This window comes from Shumkonia mesophila (assembly GCF_026163695.1).
Taxonomy (GTDB): Bacteria; Pseudomonadota; Alphaproteobacteria; order Rhodospirillales; family Shumkoniaceae; genus Shumkonia; species Shumkonia mesophila.
This window is the reverse complement of sequence record NZ_JAOTID010000008.1, coordinates 147646-165987: the sequence shown is the minus strand read 5'-3', so window position 1 is coordinate 165987 and position 18342 is coordinate 147646. Positions and strand designations below refer to the sequence as shown.

Here is an 18342-nt window from a genome sequence, read left to right as displayed (position 1 = left end):
AAAACAGCAATCTATATGGTAACACTTTTTTCAAAATGGTTTCCAAATTTTTTCGGAAACGGCGGAATGAGCGAATTCGGCAGGGGTTCGGCCAGGTCTTCCGCAGCAGATTCGAGGGACGGACGCCTTCCGGCGTTGCAAAGAGGAATCGTGGATCATGGCAAGGAAGAGTAGCGGGCGGACGAACGGCCAACCCAGCGCCGGGTACGTCAAGTCTCTCGACAAGGCGCTGGCGTTGCTGGAGTACATCGGCGAGATGGACGACGGCCTGCAGCTTTCCGACCTGGCCCAGCGGGCCGGGCTGCCGCCGTCGACGGCGCACCGCCTGTTGACGACCCTGGAGCGGCGCCGTTTCGTGCAGTTCGACAACTCCAATCGCCGGTGGTGCATCGGGGTGCAGGCGTTCACGGTCGGCAGCGCCTTCCTGCCCCGGCGCGACCTCATCCGTTCGGCGCTGCCGTTCATGCGCCAGCTCATGGAGGAATCGGGAGAGACGGTCAACCTGGCCGTCGAATCGAACGGCGAGGCGGTGTTCCTGGCGCACGTCGAAAGCCACGAGATGATGCGCGCCTCCTCGCGGCCCGGGTCGCGGGTGCCGTTGCATGGCTCGGGGGTCGGCAAGGCGCTGCTGTCCACCATGTCGGAGCGCGAGGTGACCCGCATCCTGCACAAGCACGGCCTGCGCCGTCTCACGCCCAACACCATCGTTTCGCCGTCCGAGTTGCGGGTGGCGCTGGTCGAGGTGCGCGAGCGCGGATACGCCTTCGATAACGAGGAACATGCCTTCGGCGTGCGCTGCGTCGCCGCCCCCATCTTCGACGAGCGGGGCGAGGCGGTGGCGGCCATTTCGCTGCTCGGGCCGACGCCCCGCATTTCCGAGGAGCGGGCGGGCGAACTGGGGGCGCGGGTGCGCCGCGCCGCGCGCCTGATCACCAGCGAACTGGGCGGCCTGATGGCGGCGCCGGTTTCTGCCTGATCCCTCCTGACGGTTGTTTCGAAGGAAAGCCGGCCGGAATTTCCGGCCGGCTTCGTCGTCTCCGCTCAGTTCCTGGACGACCCGTTGGTCCGGCCATTGGCCTTGCTGGCCGCGTCGCTGGCGCGAAGGTTGGTCCGCACGGTGTCGATGAAATCCCACACCATCATCGCCAGGACCCCGAAGATGATGATCATCAGGGGGATCTCGGCGATCCGAATGGCGAGGTTGCCGAGGAAGGCGATGGCCAGGCCTACCGCCAGGGCGGCGGCCACCACGAACAGGGCTTTTCTTGGCATGAACTGAACTCCTTCCTTTACTCGCCCAGGCTTTCGGCCAGCCAGCGGGCTGTCCTCAGGAGCCGGGCGTCGTCGCCCTTCGGGCCGACCAGTTGCACGCCCATCGGCATGCCGTTCGATCCGCTGAGCAGCGGCAGACTGACGGCGGGCAGGCCGCAATAGGTCCACAGCGTGCAAAACATCGGGCTTCCCGTGCTGTCCAGGCCCTTCGGCGCGGTGCCGACGGTGGCTGGCGTCAGGATGGCGTCGTACTGCTTGAAAATGGGCTCGAGCAGACCTTCGAGCACGGCCCTATGTTCGATGGCCTCGTTGTAGGCCACCGCGCTCACCGTCTTGCCGCGGTCCATCATCTCGCGCAGGACGGGGCTGATCCTGTCCCGGCCCTTGTCCTCGTCGATGCGGAAGTTCTTGGCGAGGTCCGCCTCCATGATGTCGCGGTGCCAATCGTGGGCGCGCGCGAAGACATCCGGCAGATCGACTTCGCGGACCCGCTCGCCCAGATGCCCGCACAGCTCCTCGAAGGCTTCCCGTGTGTCGTCGTCGGCCTTGTTCCAGACCGGCGATTTGACGAAGGCGATGTCCGGCTCGACCGGCGGTTCGGAGCTGGCCGTCGCCGCCAGGGTGGGACGGGCGCGCGGACGCATGGCGGGATCGCGGGGATCGTAGGCCATCAGCGGTTCGGCCAGCAGCGCCGCGTCCTCCACCGTGCGGGCGAAGACGCCGACGGAATCGAGCGGCGGCGACTGGCGCAGCACCCGGTGGCGCGAGATCAGCCCAAAGCTGGGCTTGTAGCCGACGACGCCGCAGAACGATGCCGGGCGGATGACCGAGCCGTTGGTCTGGCTACCGACGGCCAGCGGCACCATGTGGGCGGCGACGGCGGCGGCCGATCCGCTGGACGAGCCGCCGGGCGTGTGCTCGGGGTTGTGCGGGTTGCGGGTCTTGCCGGGCGAATAGACGGCGAGTTCGGTGGTCACCGTCTTGCCCATGACGACGGCGCCGGCTTCGCGCAGCAGGGCGACCACCGCGCTGTCCTCCAGCGGCTGGCGGCCGGCGTGCAGCACGGTGCCATCCTCGGTCGGCATGTCGTCGGTGTCGAAGATGTCCTTGACGCCGACCGGAACCCCGTGCAGCGGCCCCAATGCCCTGCCTTCCTTGCGGGCGAGGTCGGCCGCCTGGGCCTGGCGGATCGCGTGGTCAGGGTCGAGGTAGGTCCAGGCGCCGACGGTTTTCTCGACCTCGTCGATCCGCGCCAGGCAGGCGCGGACCAGATCCTCGGACGTCAGCTCGCCGTTGCGGATGGCGGCTGCTGCCTGGATGGCGGTCATTTGGGTGAGCGTCATTCCATGTCTTCTCCCGCTTGGTTCGATCCCGCTACCGGCCTGGTCCGTACAGGTAATCCGGCAGGCCGGTCGCGATCTGCGGGAAGTTGTATAGGATGATCATGGCGAGCAACACCATGAACAGGAAAGGCATGCAGCCGCGGAAGATGCTCATGAGCTGCACGTGCGGCGGCGCCACGCCCTTCAGGTAATAGGCGGCCATCGCCATCGGCGGCGTCAGGAACGAGGTCTGCAGGTTGAGCGCCACCAGGATGCCGAAGAACAGCGGGTCGACGTTGAAGTGCCCCAGCATCGGCAGGAAGATCGGAACGAAGATGATGATGATCTCGCTCCATTCCAGCGGCCAGCCCAGCAGGAAGATGATTACCTGGGCGAGAATCAGGAACATCAGCGGCGACAGATCGAGCCCGATGACGAACTGCTGGATGACGTCGTGGCCGCCGAGGTACGAGAACACCGACGAGAAGGTCCACGAGCCGACGAACAGCCAGCACACCATGGCCGACGTGCGCATGGTGAGATAGACCGATTCCTTCAGCATCTTCCAGTTCAGCGCGCCATAGGCGAGGGCCAGCACCAGGCTGCCCGTGGCCCCGACGGCCGCCGCCTCGGTCGGCGTGGCCAGCCCGAACAGGATGGCGCCCAGCACCGCCAGGATGAGGATGGCCAGCGGCACGAACGAGGTCAGCAGCATGGTGATCAGCTGACCCATCGGCATCTCGGTCTCTTCCTTGGGTGGCTTGGGGGCGAGGCTCGGATTGATCAGCGCCCGGCCGATCGCGTAAAGGACGTAGAGTCCGGCCAGCATGAATCCAGGCGCCATGGCCGCGGCGTAGAGCTTGACCACCGAAACGGCGGCCGTCGCCCCATAGACGATCAGCATGATGCTGGGCGGGATGAGGATGCCCAGGCAGCCGCCGGCGCAGATGATGCCCGCCGAAAAGCGTTCGTCGTAGCCGGCCTTGAGCAGGGCCGGGAATGCCAGCAGGCCCATCAGGGTGACGACGGCGCCGACGATGCCTGTCGCCGTGGCGAAGATGGCGCAGGTCAACAGCGCAGCCACCGCCATCGAGGCCGGGATGTGCCGGGTGGCGATGTTCAGGCTGTAGAACAGTCGGTCCACGATGTTGGCCCGTTCGACCACGTAGCCCATGAACAGGAACAACGGCACCGCCACCAGCACGTCGTTGATCATGACCGAATAGGTCTGATTGACCATCAGGTCGAAAATTCGGTTGCGGAAGATGTGGTCCCACTGATCGGGGGTGGCGTAGGCGAAGTAGCCGAAGCCGAAGCCCATGGCCAGCAGGGTGAAGGCGATGGGGAAGCCCAACAGGATGACGAGGACGAAAATCCCCAGCATGAAAATGGCGACCTGGGGATCGGTCATCGGGGGTCTCCCTCCTTGTGGGCGACGACCTCCTGGCTGGCCAGTTCGGCTTCCAGTTCCTCCACCGAAATCCCCCGCAATGCCGCCATTTCGGCCATGCGCTTGCGTTCGTGCTCGACCTGCTGGAGGATCGCCGTTTCCGTTTCCTCGACGTCGTGGGCGCGTGGCGGCCACTGCCCGGTCCTAAGGCACCGGATGCAGCGCCCCACCTCGACGATGCCCTGCAGGAACACCGCCGCCGCGGCGATCGGCAGCAGAGTCTTCAGCGGATAGACGGGAATGCCGATCGGGCTGTTGATGCTGGCTTCCTTCCAGCGCCAGGAATCCATGGCGTAGTCGGTGCCGGCATAGACCAGCGCGGCCATGCCGGGAAACAGGAAGAGGAAGAGCAGGGTTATTTCGATGGCCGCCTGCATGCGCGGCGGCCACAGGCGGAAAATGACGTCGCCCCGGACGTGGGCGTCGCGGGAAAGGGTATAGGCGCCGGCCATCATGAACAGCGCGCCGTACATCATATAACTAATATCGAAGGCCCACGCCGTGGGGTCGCGCAGCACATAGCGCACGAACACCTCGTAGGTGGTGGCCAGGGCGAGGATCAGGATGCACCAGGCGAAGCTCTTGCCGGTCCACACGCTGATGCCCTCGATGAAATCAAGGATGTGTTTCATGGAATGGCTCTTGATGGGGGGTTCCGATGACAAGGGTGGGGTGACGCCGGGCGGCGTCACCCTCCATCCCATTGCCAGCTTTGGACACCGGCGAACCCTTGGCTTCTAGAAGCCAAGCTCGCCGGGGAAGTGGTGGTCGAAGGCGGCTTTGTAGTCCGCCGCGTTCAACAGTTCGTAGTAGGCGACCCGGTGCGACCATGCCTTCTGGGATTCCGCCACCTTCTTGAACAGCGGATCTTCCATCAGCTTGGCCGTTACCTTATCCCAGGCCTTGAGCTGGTCCTCGAAGACGCCCTTCGGTGTCCGCTTGATCGCGACACCCTTCTTCTTCAGCTCCTGAAGGTCACGCGAGTAGTTGTCGAGCGCCTTCGAGAAGTTGTTGGTCGAGGCCGCCTCGGCCGCGTACTCGAGGATCTTCTGCTGCTCGGGCGCCAGCGCGTCGAACTTGTCCTTGTTGAACAGGATCTCGAAGAACTCCGCCGCCTGATGGTAGCTGCCCATCATGTAGTTCTTGGCGACGTCGGCGGCGCCGAAGCGCATGTCCGAGGTGGGGTTGTTGTACTCGAAGGCGTCAATGACGCCCTTTTCCAGGGCCGGCACGATTTCGCCGCCGGGAAGCTGGGTCACTCGGACGCCCATTTCCTGGAAGACGTCGGCGGCCAAGCCCACCGTGCGGTACTTGAGGCCGTTCATGTCGGCACCGGTCGTCACCGCCTTTTTGAACCAGCCGAGGGGCTGGGTCGGCATCGGCATGGCGAAGAAGCCGACCACGTTGAGGCCGAGGGTTTTGATGACTTCGGCATAGAGTTCCTTGCCGCCGCCATAGTGGATCCAACCCAGGATGTGGTGGGCGTTCTGGCCCCACACGGGGCCGGTGCCGAACAGCGAGGCGACCTTGTTCTTGCCGTACCAGTACACCGTCACCTGATGGCCGGCGTCGAGCACGCCGCGATGCACGGCGTCCATGACCTGGAACGCCTTGACGACCGCGCCTTCGACCAGATAGTCGATCTTCATGCGACCGCCCGCCAGGTCGTTGACCCGCTTGACGTAATCGGCGGCCATCTCGTTGAAAATGTCGTTCGCGCCCCAGGCACCCTGCATCTTGAGGGTGACCGTCTGGGCACGGGACACGTTCGGCATCGCAACCGTCGCCGCGGCGCCGCCCGCCACGACGGCGCCCGCTTTCAGAAACTTACGGCGCGTTACGTTCTCTTTGGTCTTTTCCATCGTCTCACCTCCCCGTCTGTGAGAGTTGCGTGAAGCCATTGGGAAAACCGCGCCCTGAGAGTGGTTTTTTGATTTGTTGATTTCGCCTTGCGGCCTGTCCGTTGCCTCCGATTTTCCATCCTCCGGGACCGGATGTTGGACAATCGACGATTGCGAGAATGCGTCGTACGATCATTCAACACACCCTACAGTCCGGTATTTTTCGGCGTTCTTCAACCGATTTTATAAGATTTTCGTAATTTGAGAGAGCGCAGCATTATCACAATCTTTCTGAGGGCAATGTGCCTCAGGAATTTACACCGCAAGGCGCGTACGGGGCGGGCATGGCGAAACCGGCCGGCGGTATTCTATGCAATGAAAAACAACCATAGCGCACATAACGACCGGCGGCGCGACTCGACAGGCGGGCTTGCGACCCTTCTTAAGCCACCCGGTCCTTGGGTTGGCGGCCGGCGAAGATGGCGTCCAGATTGTCGAGCGCCCTGAAGCCCATGGCGTCCCGGGTCTCGCGGGTGGCGCTGCCGATGTGCGGCATCAGGAAGGCATTGGTCAGCTCGCGATAACCTGGCTTGATGTCGGGCTCGTCGTTGTAGACGTCGAGGCCAGCCGCCGCCAGATGGCCGGATTTCAGCGCGGCGATCAGGGCGTCGTCGTCGACGACGCTGCCGCGGCTGGCGTTGACCACGATGGCGCCTTTCGGCAGCCGCGAAATCAGCTTGGCGTTGACCAGCTTGTGGGTCTCAGGGCTGGCCACGCAATGAATGGCCAGGAAATCGCAATGGGGCATCAGGTCCTCAGGCGCGGGATGGAAGATGGCCCCCTCTTCGAGCTCCGCGGGAAGCCGGTGGAGGTCGTTGTAATGGATTTCCATCTCGAAGCCGCGGGCCCGTCTGGCGGTGACCCGCCCGACCCGGCCCATGCCCAGGATGCCCAACCGCTTGCCGGTCATCTGGGTGCCGACCATGAAGCTGGGGCTCCAGTCCTTCCACTGGCGGGTGCGCACCAGCCGTTCGCCCTCGCTGGCGCGGCGCGCGGCGCCCAGCATCAACATCAGGGTCAGTTCGGCGGTGGCGTCGGACAGCACGTCGGGGGTGTTGGTGACGACGAGGCCGCGCGCCTTGGCGGCCGCGACATCGACGTGGTCATAGCCGACCGAGAAGTTGGCGATGGCGCGCACGCTCTTGGGCAGGCGGGCGATCACCTCGGCGGTGAACTTCTCGGTGTGACAGGGCAGGATGGCGTCGGCGCCTTGGGCCCGTTCGATGATCTGCTCGGCCGAATAGAGGGTGTCGGTGGGGTTGAGGCGGGCCTCGTAATCGCGGCGAAGCCGCGCCTCGACGGCATCGGGCAACTTGCGGGTGACGAGAACGACAGGTTTCATGATCGGACCCCCCGGGAAGACTGCCACCGCACACGCGTGCCGGTCGCCATTTCACCCAATAACGGCCGGCGGAGCAATCTGGAATCCGTTTAATTCACAAAATAGCGGTCGATGCCTTCAGGCGGAACCGCGCAGGCGCTCCAGGCAGGCTGCGGCGGCGGCATCCAGGATGGCGGCGGCATCGATACCGTGCGTCCGATAGAGGTCGGGGATGTCGCCGGACTGCCCGAAACGCTCGACCCCCAACGGATAGGCGCGGTAACGGCCGACGCCGCCGATCCAGGCCAGCGTCGCCGGATGGCCGTCGATCACGGAAATCAGCGCGGCGTCGGAAGCCAGTCGGCCGAGCAGGGTCTCGACGCGGGCCGGATCGCCGCCCATCCCCTGGGCACGGGCGCGCTGAGCGGCCCGCCAGCCGGCATGCAGGCGGTCGGCCGAGGTGACGGCCAGCAGCCCGGCACCGGGAATGTCCTCCTGGATCTGTTCGAAGGCTGCCAGCGCCTCGGGCGCCACGACGCCGGTATAGACGACGGCCAGTTCGGCGCCGGGGGCGGGTTCGCGGAGCCAGTAGCCGCCCGACAGCACGGCGTCGCGAAGATCCTCCGTCATCGGGCGCGCCGGCTGATGGACGGGCCGGGTACTGAGGCGCAGGTAGACCGAGCCGCCCTTTTCCGCCTGCATGTGGGCGAAGCCCCATTCCATGACGGCGGCCAGTTCGTCGGCGAAGGCCGGTTCGAAGGCGGTCAGTCCCGGCTGGCCGAGGCCGATCAGCGGCGTGGTGACGGACTGGTGCGCGCCCCCCTCGGGGGCCAGCGAGATGCCCGACGGCGTGCCGACCACCATGAAGCGGGCATCGGCGTAGCAGCCGTAGGTGAGCGCATCGAGGCCGCGGGCGATGAAGGGATCGTAGAGCGCGCCCACCGGCAGCAGCCGCTCGCCGAACAAGCGGTCGGAAAGTCCCAGGGCGGAAAGCAGCAGGAACAGGTTGTTCTCGGCGATGCCCAACTCGATGTGCTGGCCTTCCGGCCGCTTGCCCCAGCGCTGCGGCGAGGGCACGCCCTCCAGGCGGAAGACGTCCTGCTGGCGCTCGCGGCTGAACAGGCGCTTGTGGTTCACCCAGCCACCCAGGTTCGTCGACACCGTGACGTCGGGCGACGTGGTGACGACGCGCCGGCCCAACTCGTCGTCGCGCTTGCCGAGATCGGTCATGATGCGCCCGAAGGCTTCCTGGGTCGACATCGTCTCGGCCGCCGGCGCGGAGATGGGGGCGACGGCGATGGCGGGCGGCAGCGCGGCCGGCTTGGTGCGGGCCAGGGGCGTGTCTTCCAGGAAGGTCCGCAGGGCCGCCTCGTCGTAGGAGAGCCCGGCGAAGCGGTCCCATTCGCGGCCGGGCTCGATGCCCATGGCGGCCCGGAAGGCTTCCATCTGGTCGGGCGTCATCAGTCCCGAATGGTTGTCCTTGTGGCCGGCCAGCGGCAGGCCCATGCCCTTGATGGTATAGGCGACGAAACAATGGGGGGCGTCGGATTTGACCGCGTGGAAGGCCTCCAGCATCGATTCCATGTCGTGGCCGGCCAGATTGGTCATGAGCGCGTGGAGCGAGGCGTCGTCATGGCCATCGAGGAAGGTTCGAAATCCGCTGGTGCCGCCCAAGTCGTGGGCCAGATGCTGGCGCCACGCGGCGCCGCCCTTGAAGCAGAGCGCCGAGTAGAGCGGGTTGGGGCAGTCGTCGATCCATTTCTTCAGCGCCTCTCCGGCCGGCCCCTCGAAGGCGGCCTCCAGCCGCTTGCCATACTTCAGGATGATCACCTTCCAGCCGACGGTGCGGAAGAAGTCCCGGATCTTCCTGAACAGGAAATCGTTGGTCACGCCGTCCAGGCTCTGGCGGTTGTAGTCGATGATCCACCACAGGTTCCGGACATCGTGCTTCCAGCCTTCGAGAAGCGCCTCGAAGACGTTGCCCTCGTCGAGTTCGGCGTCGCCCATGACGGCGATCATCCGGCCGTCCGGCCGTGCGGCGGGAAGCCAGCCGTGCAGGCGGACGTAATCCTGCACCAGCGCGGCGAACAGCGTCGCCCCGACGCCAAGGCCGACCGAGCCGGTCGAGAAGTCGACGTCGTCGGCGTCCTTGGTGCGCGACGGATAGGACTGGGCGCCGCCGAGGGCCCGGAAATTGACCAGATGATCCAGCGGCTCGCGGCCCAACAGATATTGCAGGGCGTGGAACACCGGCGCCGCGTGGGGCTTGACCGCCACCCGGTCCTCGGGCCTCAGCACGTTGAGGTAAAGGGCGGTGAGCGCGGTGGCCGACGAGGCGCAGGAGGCCTGATGGCCGCCGACCTTGAGGCCGTCCCGCGAGGGACGCACATGGTTGGCGTGATGGATCATCCAGCACGACAGCCACAGGGCCTTGCGCTCCATCTCCCGCAGCACGGCGAGGGTATCGGGGCCGACTGCCGGCGTCGCGTCGGCGGGACGGCGTAGCGGCTTGCCGCCGGCGATGGCGGTGAGGGCAGGAGCGGTTCCGACAGTCATAGGCGTCTTCCGTGGCGGCAGTGATCGATCGGCGGATGATAGCACGGCCGGTAACGCCGATGGTTGCGAAGATTGCCGGAAAGTGGCATATGCTCGCAATATCTTGTCTAATAATCCCGATAGAAAGGCGCAATCGTTGCAAAATCGTCATCTAGACGCAATCGACCGCCGCATCCTGGAGCGTCTCCAGGAGGATGCCCGCATCTCCAACGCCGATCTGGCGCGGACCGTCGGATTGTCCGCCTCGGCCTGCCTGCGCCGCGTCCGCGAGCTGGAGGAATCGGGAGTGATCGCGCGCTACGCCACCCTGCTCGACCCGGTCGTCGCCGGCATGCCGGTCAGCGTGTTCGTCAGCGTCACCCTGGAAAAGCAGGTGGAGACGGGGCTGGAGGCCTTCGAACGCGCGGTACGGGCCCTGCCGGAAGTCATGGAGTGCTATCTGATGACGGGGGACTCCGACTATCTGCTGCGGGTGGTGGCGGCCGACGTGGCGACTTTCCGGCGCTTTCTGCTCGACCACCTGACGCGCATCGCCGGCGTCGCCAACATCCGATCCAGCTTCGCGCTGAACCAGGTGAAGTACCGCACCGCCCTGCCGTTGCCCGGCAACCCGTGACGACGGCGCCGCACTAAACCATTGGCGCAGGGCCGCCCCCGCGCTTATCTTTCGCTCACATTCGGCCGAAGGAAAAAAGACCATGAGCGCTCATAAGACCCCGATCATCCGCCTGGCCCCCACGGACAACGTGGTGGTGGCCCGCGAGGCGTTGGCCGCCGGTTCCGTCCTGGAGAGCGAGGGTGTGACCCTTGTCCAGCCGGTGGGGGCCGGCCACAAGGTGGCGACAGCGGCCATCGCCAAGGGCGAGCCGGTCCGCAAGTACGGCCAGATCATCGGGTTCGCCACCGCCGCCATCAAGCCCGGCGAGCACGTCCATCTGCACAACCTCGGCATGGGCAGCTTCGATCGCGACTACGCCTTCGGGTCCGACTGCCGCGACCCCGGGATGGTTCCGCCGGCCGAGCGTGCCACCTTCGAAGGCTATGTGCGGGCCGACGGCCGGGTGGGCACGCGCAACTACATCGCGGTGATCAGCACGGTCAACTGCTCGGCCACGGTGACCAACCGCATCGCCGACGCCTTCCGCGGCGACGCGCTCTCGGCCTTTCCTCACGTCGACGGCGTCTTTCCGGTGACCCACGGCGGCGGCTGCGGGCGCGGCGTCGATACCGAGGACGTCCACATCCTGCAACGCTGCACCATCGGTTACGCCACCAATCCCAACGTCGCCGGTTTCGTGCTGGTCGGGCTGGGCTGCGAGAGCAACCTGGTGGACAGCATCGTCGAGCGCTACGGGCTCAAGGACACCCGGATGAGCCGCTTCATCAACATCCAGGATGCCGGCGGCTCGATGGAAACCATCCGCCGCGGCGTCGAGCTGGTGCGCGAGATGCTGCCCGAGGCCGACAAGGCCCGGCGGCAGACGGTGTCGGCCGACCGCCTGATGCTGGGGCTGCAGTGCGGCGGCTCCGACGGCTATTCCGGCATCACCGCCAACCCGGCCTTGGGGGCGGCGGCCGATCTTCTGGTGCGCCACGGCGGCACCGCCGTGCTGGGCGAGACGCCCGAGGTTTACGGCGCCGAACATCTGCTGACGCGCCGCGCCGTGTCGCGCACCGTCGGTGAAAAGCTGGTCGAGCGCATCCACTGGTGGGAAGACTACACCGCCAAGCGGGGCGGCGAGATGGACAACAACCCCTCGCCCGGCAACAAGGAAGGCGGGCTTACCACCATCCTCGAAAAATCCCTGGGCGCGGTGTCGAAGGGCGGTACCACCAACATGGTCGAGGTGGTCGAATACGCCGAGCCGGTCACGTCCAAGGGGTTCGTCTTCATGGATACACCCGGCTACGATCCCCACTCGGTCACCGGTATCAACGCCGGTGGCGCCACCATCAACTGCTTCACCACCGGCCGCGGCTCGGGCTGGGGGTGCAAGCCCTCGCCGGTCATCAAGCTGGCCACCAACACGCCGATGTTCACGCGGCTCACCGGCGACATGGACATCAACTGCGGGGTCATCGCCGACGGCGAGGCAACGGTGGCCGAGATGGGCGAGCGCATTTTCCGGGAGATCCTGGCCGTCGCCTCCGGCAAGAAGTCGAAGAGCGAGGAATTGGGCCTCGGCGACAGCGAGTTTTCACCGTGGCAGTACGGCCCCGGCATGTAAAACATCTGCGCGCTTAAAGCCGATCTTTTCAGTTCAGAAGGGCGCGAATTTCTTCCGGGGTCAATATCGCCTCGGTGGACGATTGCGATGATTCGGCGACGGCCCGGCGTTCGTCACTGGCCCGGCGGTCCTTGGCGGCGCGTCGGTCGGCGAACGGCAGCGGCGCGACATCGGCCTGTCGGCGGTCGCCGCTCCGCCGGTCGAAGGCGCCCCGCCGGTCTTCCCACAGCGGCTGCATGCGGCGGAGCTGCGGGACCGCGACGACGGGGCTCTCCTGCCGGATCGTTTGCGGCGTACCGTTGGGATCGAGGCCATAGTCTTTGGCGGCCTGCACGAAAAGTTGCTGGTTGGTGGAGAAGCCGTAACGAGAGCGCGCCGAATCGAGGTGGAAACGTACCGTGCGATAGGAAAGCCCCATGACGGCGGCGATTTCTGAAAGCGTGCGGCCGGTCACCGCCCAACGAATGCACTCGATCTCGCGCGACTTGAGCGCGACGTCTGGCTCGTGGCGCCGTCCGCTTTCCCAAAGGGCCTGCTGCGTGAAATAGAGGCCGGCCGAGGCATGAAGGAAGCGGACCTCGTCGGCATCGAGGACGGTCCCCGACAGGAAGATCAAGGCGCGACCCGGGGCAGAGCTTCCCGACAACCGGGGAATGACGAGGAGATCGTTGATCCCGTTGGCGCCATCAGCGCCAAAAATGCGCGCACAGCCATCGCAGCCGCTTCCAGCCCTGTCGTGGCGCGACATCCGGAACGGAATTCCCGAGTGCATCCCGCCCGCGCACGGGAAGTCGGCGCCCGGCCCGGCCAAGCCGGGGCAGAGCGAGGTGAAGCTTTCGACGAAGTCCTTGATGGCGGCCGCCGTTCCCGACGACGCCTGCGGCGCGATGTCGAGCCACGAGCCATCCGTCGGCTCCGTCTGGCATGTAAGGGGGTCTGCGGTGCTCACGACGACGGACCCGATGGCCATGAGCCCAAGTCGCATCCTGACGTCGGCCCATGTCTGAAACAGGGCGGCGGGAGCGTTCGTCCGCATGAAGCGGTCGTAGATTCGTGTCTTTGTGGCGGACTCAATCACCGGAAACAGCGCACCTGCAAAGAAAACCGCTTCATCGTAAACATAGTCATTCTACACCGTCGGCGCCGCTACGGCGAGCCTTTACTGGCAGATATGCCGCAATCGTGATCAAAGGCCCTGCGGGACCGCTCGCTCCGTCAGGCCCGGCTTTTGGGCGGCGGGCAGATGAGCGGGTCGAGCCCGTAATCGACGGAGGCGCGGACATACGTCTGGAGGTTGCTCGTATACCCATACCGTTCGCGCGCCTGATCGATTTGATAGCGGACGCTGCGGTAGGAAAGACCGGTGATGTCGGCGATGTCCTGGATGGATTTTCCGGCGACGGCCCAGCGGATGCATTCGATCTCCTGCGGGCGCAGGCTGACGGCTCGGCCGTTCTCCTCCTTGGACGCCAGAACGGCGGCCCGCCCGGCGTAGGCGCCGGCGACGCTACCCAGCAGCGAGACGACGTCCGGGCTCAGCGGTTCGGTGGCGAAGAAATTCAGGAATTCGGCAACGGTGTCCGCCTCGGTCGGGGTTCCCGGCACGGTCAGGATCGTCTTGAAGAGGATGCCGTGATGGTCCTGCAGCGCGCGGGCGAACCGTTCGACAAAAGGGTCGCTGGCGTCCGCCGAATCATGCACCGTCACCGGAAGTCCGTTGAGGTCGCGGGGCGGGGCCACGACTTCGCCCGCGGCCGGCGCGACCAGCCAAAGGACGGCCGGCGGCGGGGAAGACGTCGAAACCGCCGGGATGTCGGCGCACCGCGAAGTCAGCTCGGGATCGAGATAAAGCCGCGCCAGTTCCAACCGGGCCCCGCCGTTGGCGTTCGTTTGTCCGATCGGCCGGTATTTCGTCTTGACGATGGCGGCGACGCCGACGCCTCGGGCCAACTCGACGACGGCGCTCCAGGCCGCCTCCAGGTTTTCAGCCTGGATGACTTGCGAGAGAAGGGATAGCTGCATGGCCGCCAACACCCCCCGCCAGCCCGGCGAGACTCAAGGCCAACTTCGCCGTCCAGGGTCGCCCATGGCGGAAAAGCTGTCAACCATGGCACCGGCCGCCGAATTCGCGGACATCGTTGCGGGGCGAGGGGGCCAATGGGGGTCGCTAGACCAGGATATCGATCAGCTGCCCGCGCTGGACTGGCGCCGGTTCCGCGGTAAGGTCGATCACCGGACCCGTCCACTGGGGTGACGGGACCTCGCGGCTCGGTTTGGCCGGTGGCCGCTGGCGGGACGAGGCCACGATACCGAGACTACGGATGCCTCCGCGCGTTCCATCGTCGCGATCGGTGGACTGGTGGACCAGTTGCAAAGGTGCACCGCCAGCCACGGGATGGACGGAAGCACGAAAGCCGACGCTCCCCGGCGTCTCACGCAAGCCAATCCCTAAACTCATGTAGAGCCACATAAAAACACCCCCCCGCAAGCAATTCCCTGATTTATCTGTCGCCGCCCCCCGGTGTTCCCGATTGGATATTGCGGATGATTATCATTTGTGATTTTTACGGAGGCACAATAACTGGCAGGAGTGACGGAGTGGCAGATTTGACAGGTCGGGCTTGGCCGGGATGCGGCGCGCACCGTCCGTCCGTCCAGCTATGATGAGGGCGAACCTTCCATCACCGGACGAGGGGAGTCTGCCATGGATGTCAATGTCTATCGCAAGGTCGGCGACAAGGCATTTCGCGAGGATTTCGGGCTCTATTACGAGGACTTCGTCGAGGGGACGGAGATCGAGCACCGGCCGGGCCGGACCATCACCGAAACCGACAACTACTGGTTCACGCTGCTGACGATGAACACGGCGCCGCTGCATTTCGACGCCCACTACTCGGCGCAGACGGAATGGGGCAAGCCGCTGGTCGACAGTACGCTGACCTTTGCGGTGGTGACCGGAATGACGGTCAACTCGATCAGCAAGCACGTGGTGGCCAACCTCGGCTGGGACGAGGTCAAGCTGACCCGGCCGGTGTTCGCCGGCGACACGCTTTATGCCACCACCCGCGTGCTGGCCAAGCGCGAGTCGCGCTCCCGCCCCGACCAAGGCATCGTCACCGTGCTGACGGAAGGCCTCAACCAGAAGGGCGAGACGGTGATGAGCTTCAAGCGCACCGTGCTGGTCTATCGCCGTGGCCGCGGCCCGGCCTACGACATCTAGGCTCGGGCGGCGAGGCGCCGCTTAAAGCCCGAAGATCGACGTCAGACCGGCGTTGGCGCCGAAGGCCTCCATGGCTGCCGCGTCGGGGACCGGCGGCCGTTCCGCCGCCGCCTTGAGGATCATGGGCAGGACATGCGTATCCCCGGTGGAAATCAGGAAGATGTCGGGCCTGCCCAGCACCCAGGCGACGGCGGTGCGAATGTCGGCTTCCTGGTCGAGGGGCTGGTACCAGGTGGTGCGGGTCCGCGACTGGCCGGCTGCCCAGGCGCCCCGCGCGCACGACTTGATGGTCTGCACGGCGACGCCCCGCTCGGCGCACAGCGCCGCCGTCGCTTCGAAGTCGCGGCCGTACGTGGGGTGGTTCGCGGCGAACCAGTTCCACGGCATCAGGACCGAATCGAAGGCGAAGCGTTCGAGCGCCCGGCGATGCATCGCCGCCACCGTCCAACCATGGCCGGTCACGCCGATGAAGCGGGTCAGCCCCTGTTCGCGGGCCTCGATCGCCGCCTCCAGCGCGCCGCCCGGCGAGAGCGCCTGTTCCCACTCGTCGGGATGGGTGAGGGAGTGGAGTTGCAACAGGTCTACATGATCGGTTTGCAGGCGCTCGAGAGAACGATGGATATCGTCGCGCGCGCCGGCGTAATCGCGCTCGCCGGTCTTGGTGGCGAGAAAGAAGTTTTTACGGTGACGCGCCATCCACGGCCCGATGCGCAACTCGGCGTCGCCATAGCGAGGCGCGGTGTCGATGTGGTTGATGCCGTACTCCAGCAACAGGTCGAGCACCCGGTCGGCGGTGCTTTGGCTTTCCGACCACAAGGCCGCTCCCCCGAAGATCACCTCCGAACTCAGGTACCCGGTGGATCCGAATGCGCGCATCCCGATTGTCATGTCCGCCTCCTGTACCAAGATCCTGGCTCTGGCGTCATAGATAGGTGTCCGCGGCCCATCCCGCATCGTCGCCGCGGCGGTCGGCAGGTTGTTCAGGCCCTTTGCGGCTCGAACAACAGGGAATCCAGTCCGCGGTGCAGCCCCGGTTGAGTGGCCACCCGCCGGGCTGCGAAAAGGGTTCCGAAGACGAAGGGCTCGGCGCTTTCGGCGCAGTCCTGGCGAAGGCTCAGGCGTTCGCCAGGCATGCCGAAGACGACCTCGCAGGCCGAGGCGAAGCCGGCGAGCCGTACCGAGTGCACGCGGGTTCCGGCGATGACGGCGCCGCGGGCCTCGTCATGGGGGCCGATGGGATGGGTATCGGCCACGGCCGCTTGCGGATGGCGGATCGCACCCAGCATTTCGGCCAGTTCTCCGGCGGTGCCGCTCGGCACGTCGGGCTTGACGGCCTTGTTGTATTCGACGATCTCCCACTGGGGCACGTGGCGGGCGGCGATTTTGGCCAGGTGCTGGAGCAGCGCCGCGGTGAGCGAGAAGTTGCCGGTGGCGACGCCGACGCCGGCGGTCGCCGCGGCGACGGCAATTTCGGGGTAGTCGGCGGCCTTGAGCCCCGACGTGCCGACGACGACGGCTACGCCGCCGGCGAGCGCCGCCCGCACGTGGGCCAGCACCGCCGTCGGATGGGTGTAATCGATCAGCACGTCGGCAGGGGTGCGGGCCAGCGCCTCTTCAACGCTGCCCTGGAGGGCGATGCCCAGGGAGGGACCGCCGAGCGCCTCGCCAAGGTCGTTCCCCGCCGCCCGCCGCGCCACCGCCGAGACCAGCTTGAGGTCCGCGGCCTCAAGGATGGCCGGGACCAGCCGCCGCCCGATCTGACCGGTCGCGCCCGCCAGACACACCCTGATTTCACCCATTGCCGATGCCTTTTCTCGCCGTTCGCCGCTTTCCCGGTCCCCTCATTCTGATCATTCGATTCCGGGGATGCAACCGCGAGGAAGCGGTACTATCTCATAAGGCGATCCACTTCGCGCGTCCGATCCCGACGGCGGGGTGGCGGAGCTCGTCCCAACAGGGCTTTTTTTAGGAGATATGGCCATGGCCAAGAGCACTAAGCTGACTGTCAGCGAAGCCGAAATCGGTCTGCGCGCGTACCACATCTGGGAAGCCGAGGGCAAACCGGCGGGCAAGGATTTCGATCACTGGCTACGCGCCGAAGCCGAGTTGGCGGGCACCGCCGCGGCGAAGAAAGGGGGGGAGGCCAAACGGGCGCCGGCCAAGCGGACCCAGGCCAGAAAGCATTAGGGCACCGATCCCGGCGACCGGCGCGCCGCCGTTTCCAACTGATTGGTGAGGAAGGCGTGGGCGTGGCTGGCCATGTCGACGCTGTCGGACCATGTCTGGCGCCAGATGGCGAGACGCGCTGAATGCTCGGCGTTGACTACCGCCGAAGAGAAGACCTCGAGCGCGATCGGCCCGCCGTAGCCGATATCGGCCAGGGCCCGGAAGATGGCGCCGAAATCGATGCTGCCGGTGCCGAGATAGCCGCGGTCGTTTTCCGCCACGTGCAGGTAGCCGAGGCGCCGCCCGCAGGCGCGAATGGCCGCTGCCGGGTCGGCCTCCTCGATGTTCATGTGAAAGGTGTCGAGGTGGACGGTGAGGTTGTCCGCCCCGATGGCCTCGATCAGGGCCAAGGCCTGGGCGGCGGTGTTGACGAAATTGCTCTCGTAGCGGTTGAGCGCCTCGCAGCACATGACAAGGCCCATGTCCCTGGCGCGGCCGGCGACACGGGCCAGGATGTCGATGGCCCGCTGCCGGCCGGCGGCGCCGCGCGGCCTGTCGTGCTTGGCCAGCGACGAATGCCAGGCGCCGACCAGACGGCTCGAACCGAGGTCGCGCGCCTTGGCCAGCGCCTCGATCATCAGGGCCTCGCCCTTGGCCGCGACGTCGGCGTCGTCGCCGGCGATGTCGGTGGCGGGCGTATGGATGAAGGACGCCGTGCAGGTAAGTTCGGCGGCGGCGAGAATGCGGGCGATGGCGTCGGCGTCCACCGTTTGCGGGGCGCGCACCGGCAATTCCAGGAACGCGTAACCGGCGGCGGCGGCGCCGGCGGCGGCGCGGCGCACCGCCTCGGGCGTCCAGCCGCCTTCCCACACCTGCACGTGTGTGCCGAGCGGATTGGCCGCCATG

General features: G+C 66.2%; 17 protein-coding genes. 5 read left to right on the top strand and 12 right to left on the bottom strand.

Annotated features, from left to right (window positions below; all coding sequences use genetic code 11):
* Nucleotides 1-157: 157 nt before the first annotated feature.
* Nucleotides 158-976, top strand: coding sequence for an IclR family transcriptional regulator (locus ODR01_RS14835; RefSeq protein ID WP_316978458.1), 819 nt, complete (start codon nt 158-160; stop codon nt 974-976).
* 65 nt (nt 977-1041) lie between these two features.
* Here the strand turns inward: ODR01_RS14835 and ODR01_RS14830 are convergent, their stop codons facing one another.
* The 7 genes from ODR01_RS14830 to ODR01_RS14800 all read right to left on the bottom strand — a co-directional run bounded on the left by ODR01_RS14830 (nt 1042) and on the right by ODR01_RS14800 (nt 9822).
* Entirely contained in the window at nt 1042-1272 is a 231-nt protein-coding gene (locus ODR01_RS14830; RefSeq protein WP_316978457.1) for a hypothetical protein, read from the bottom strand.
* A gap of 17 nt (nt 1273-1289) precedes the next feature.
* Nucleotides 1290-2615, bottom strand: coding sequence for an amidase (locus tag ODR01_RS14825; RefSeq protein ID WP_316978456.1), 1326 nt, complete (start codon nt 2613-2615; stop codon nt 1290-1292).
* Nucleotides 2616-2646: 31 nt separating this feature from the next.
* Entirely contained in the window at nt 2647-4005 is a 1359-nt protein-coding gene (locus ODR01_RS14820; RefSeq protein WP_316978455.1) for a TRAP transporter large permease, read from the bottom strand.
* Entirely contained in the window at nt 4002-4676 is a 675-nt protein-coding gene (locus tag ODR01_RS14815; RefSeq protein ID WP_316978454.1) for a TRAP transporter small permease subunit, read from the bottom strand. The genes ODR01_RS14820 and ODR01_RS14815 overlap by 4 nt, the downstream gene beginning before the upstream one ends.
* Nucleotides 4677-4781: 105 nt before the next feature.
* Nucleotides 4782-5906 (bottom strand): TRAP transporter substrate-binding protein, encoded by a 1125-nt coding sequence (locus ODR01_RS14810; RefSeq protein WP_316978453.1) that lies wholly within the window; start codon nt 5904-5906, stop codon nt 4782-4784.
* 421 nt (nt 5907-6327) lie between these two features.
* Entirely contained in the window at nt 6328-7287 is a 960-nt protein-coding gene (locus ODR01_RS14805; protein ID WP_316978452.1) for a 2-hydroxyacid dehydrogenase, read from the bottom strand.
* Nucleotides 7288-7404: 117 nt separating this feature from the next.
* On the bottom strand, nt 7405-9822 hold the full coding sequence (locus ODR01_RS14800) for a transketolase (protein WP_316978451.1): 2418 nt from the start codon (nt 9820-9822) through the stop codon (nt 7405-7407).
* A gap of 136 nt (nt 9823-9958) precedes the next feature.
* Between ODR01_RS14800 and ODR01_RS14795 the strand changes: the two genes are divergently transcribed.
* A complete protein-coding gene (locus ODR01_RS14795) occupies nt 9959-10438 on the top strand; it encodes an Lrp/AsnC family transcriptional regulator (RefSeq protein WP_316978450.1) in 480 nt (159 codons plus the stop codon).
* 82 nt (nt 10439-10520) lie between these two features.
* Nucleotides 10521-12050: a UxaA family hydrolase gene (locus tag ODR01_RS14790; protein WP_316978449.1), complete on the top strand. Its 1530-nt coding sequence runs from the start codon at nt 10521-10523 to the stop codon at nt 12048-12050.
* Nucleotides 12051-12078: 28 nt separating this feature from the next.
* On the opposite strand, the gene ODR01_RS14785 is transcribed toward ODR01_RS14790, so the two are convergent.
* Both ODR01_RS14785 and ODR01_RS14780 read right to left on the bottom strand, forming a co-directional pair.
* Nucleotides 12079-13020 carry a helix-turn-helix transcriptional regulator gene (locus ODR01_RS14785; RefSeq protein ID WP_316978448.1) on the bottom strand — a complete coding sequence of 314 codons (942 nt, stop codon included), beginning with the start codon at nt 13018-13020 and terminating at the stop codon, nt 12079-12081.
* Nucleotides 13021-13265: 245 nt separating this feature from the next.
* On the bottom strand, nt 13266-14072 hold the full coding sequence (locus ODR01_RS14780; RefSeq protein ID WP_316978447.1) for a helix-turn-helix transcriptional regulator: 807 nt from the start codon (nt 14070-14072) through the stop codon (nt 13266-13268).
* A gap of 682 nt (nt 14073-14754) precedes the next feature.
* Here ODR01_RS14780 and ODR01_RS14775 point away from each other — a divergent pair.
* Nucleotides 14755-15270, top strand: coding sequence for a MaoC/PaaZ C-terminal domain-containing protein (locus tag ODR01_RS14775; protein WP_316978446.1), 516 nt, complete (start codon nt 14755-14757; stop codon nt 15268-15270).
* A 21-nt stretch (nt 15271-15291) separates the two neighbouring features.
* Here the strand turns inward: ODR01_RS14775 and ODR01_RS14770 are convergent, their stop codons facing one another.
* Nucleotides 15292-16158 carry an aldo/keto reductase gene (locus ODR01_RS14770; protein ID WP_316978445.1) on the bottom strand — a complete coding sequence of 289 codons (867 nt, stop codon included), beginning with the start codon at nt 16156-16158 and terminating at the stop codon, nt 15292-15294.
* Nucleotides 16159-16250: 92 nt separating this feature from the next.
* The gene (gene dapB / locus ODR01_RS14765; protein ID WP_316978444.1) at nt 16251-17069 is read right to left on the bottom strand and encodes a 4-hydroxy-tetrahydrodipicolinate reductase; all 819 of its coding nucleotides are present in this window, start codon (nt 17067-17069) and stop codon (nt 16251-16253) included.
* 181 nt (nt 17070-17250) lie between these two features.
* Between dapB and ODR01_RS14760 the strand changes: the two genes are divergently transcribed.
* Nucleotides 17251-17457, top strand: coding sequence for a DUF2934 domain-containing protein (locus ODR01_RS14760; protein WP_316978443.1), 207 nt, complete (start codon nt 17251-17253; stop codon nt 17455-17457).
* Here the strand turns inward: ODR01_RS14760 and ODR01_RS14755 are convergent.
* Entirely contained in the window at nt 17454-18341 is an 888-nt protein-coding gene (locus ODR01_RS14755; protein ID WP_316978442.1) for a sugar phosphate isomerase/epimerase family protein, read from the bottom strand. The two genes, ODR01_RS14760 and ODR01_RS14755, sit on opposite strands and share 4 nt — an antisense overlap.
* Nucleotide 18342: the final 1 nt, after the last annotated feature.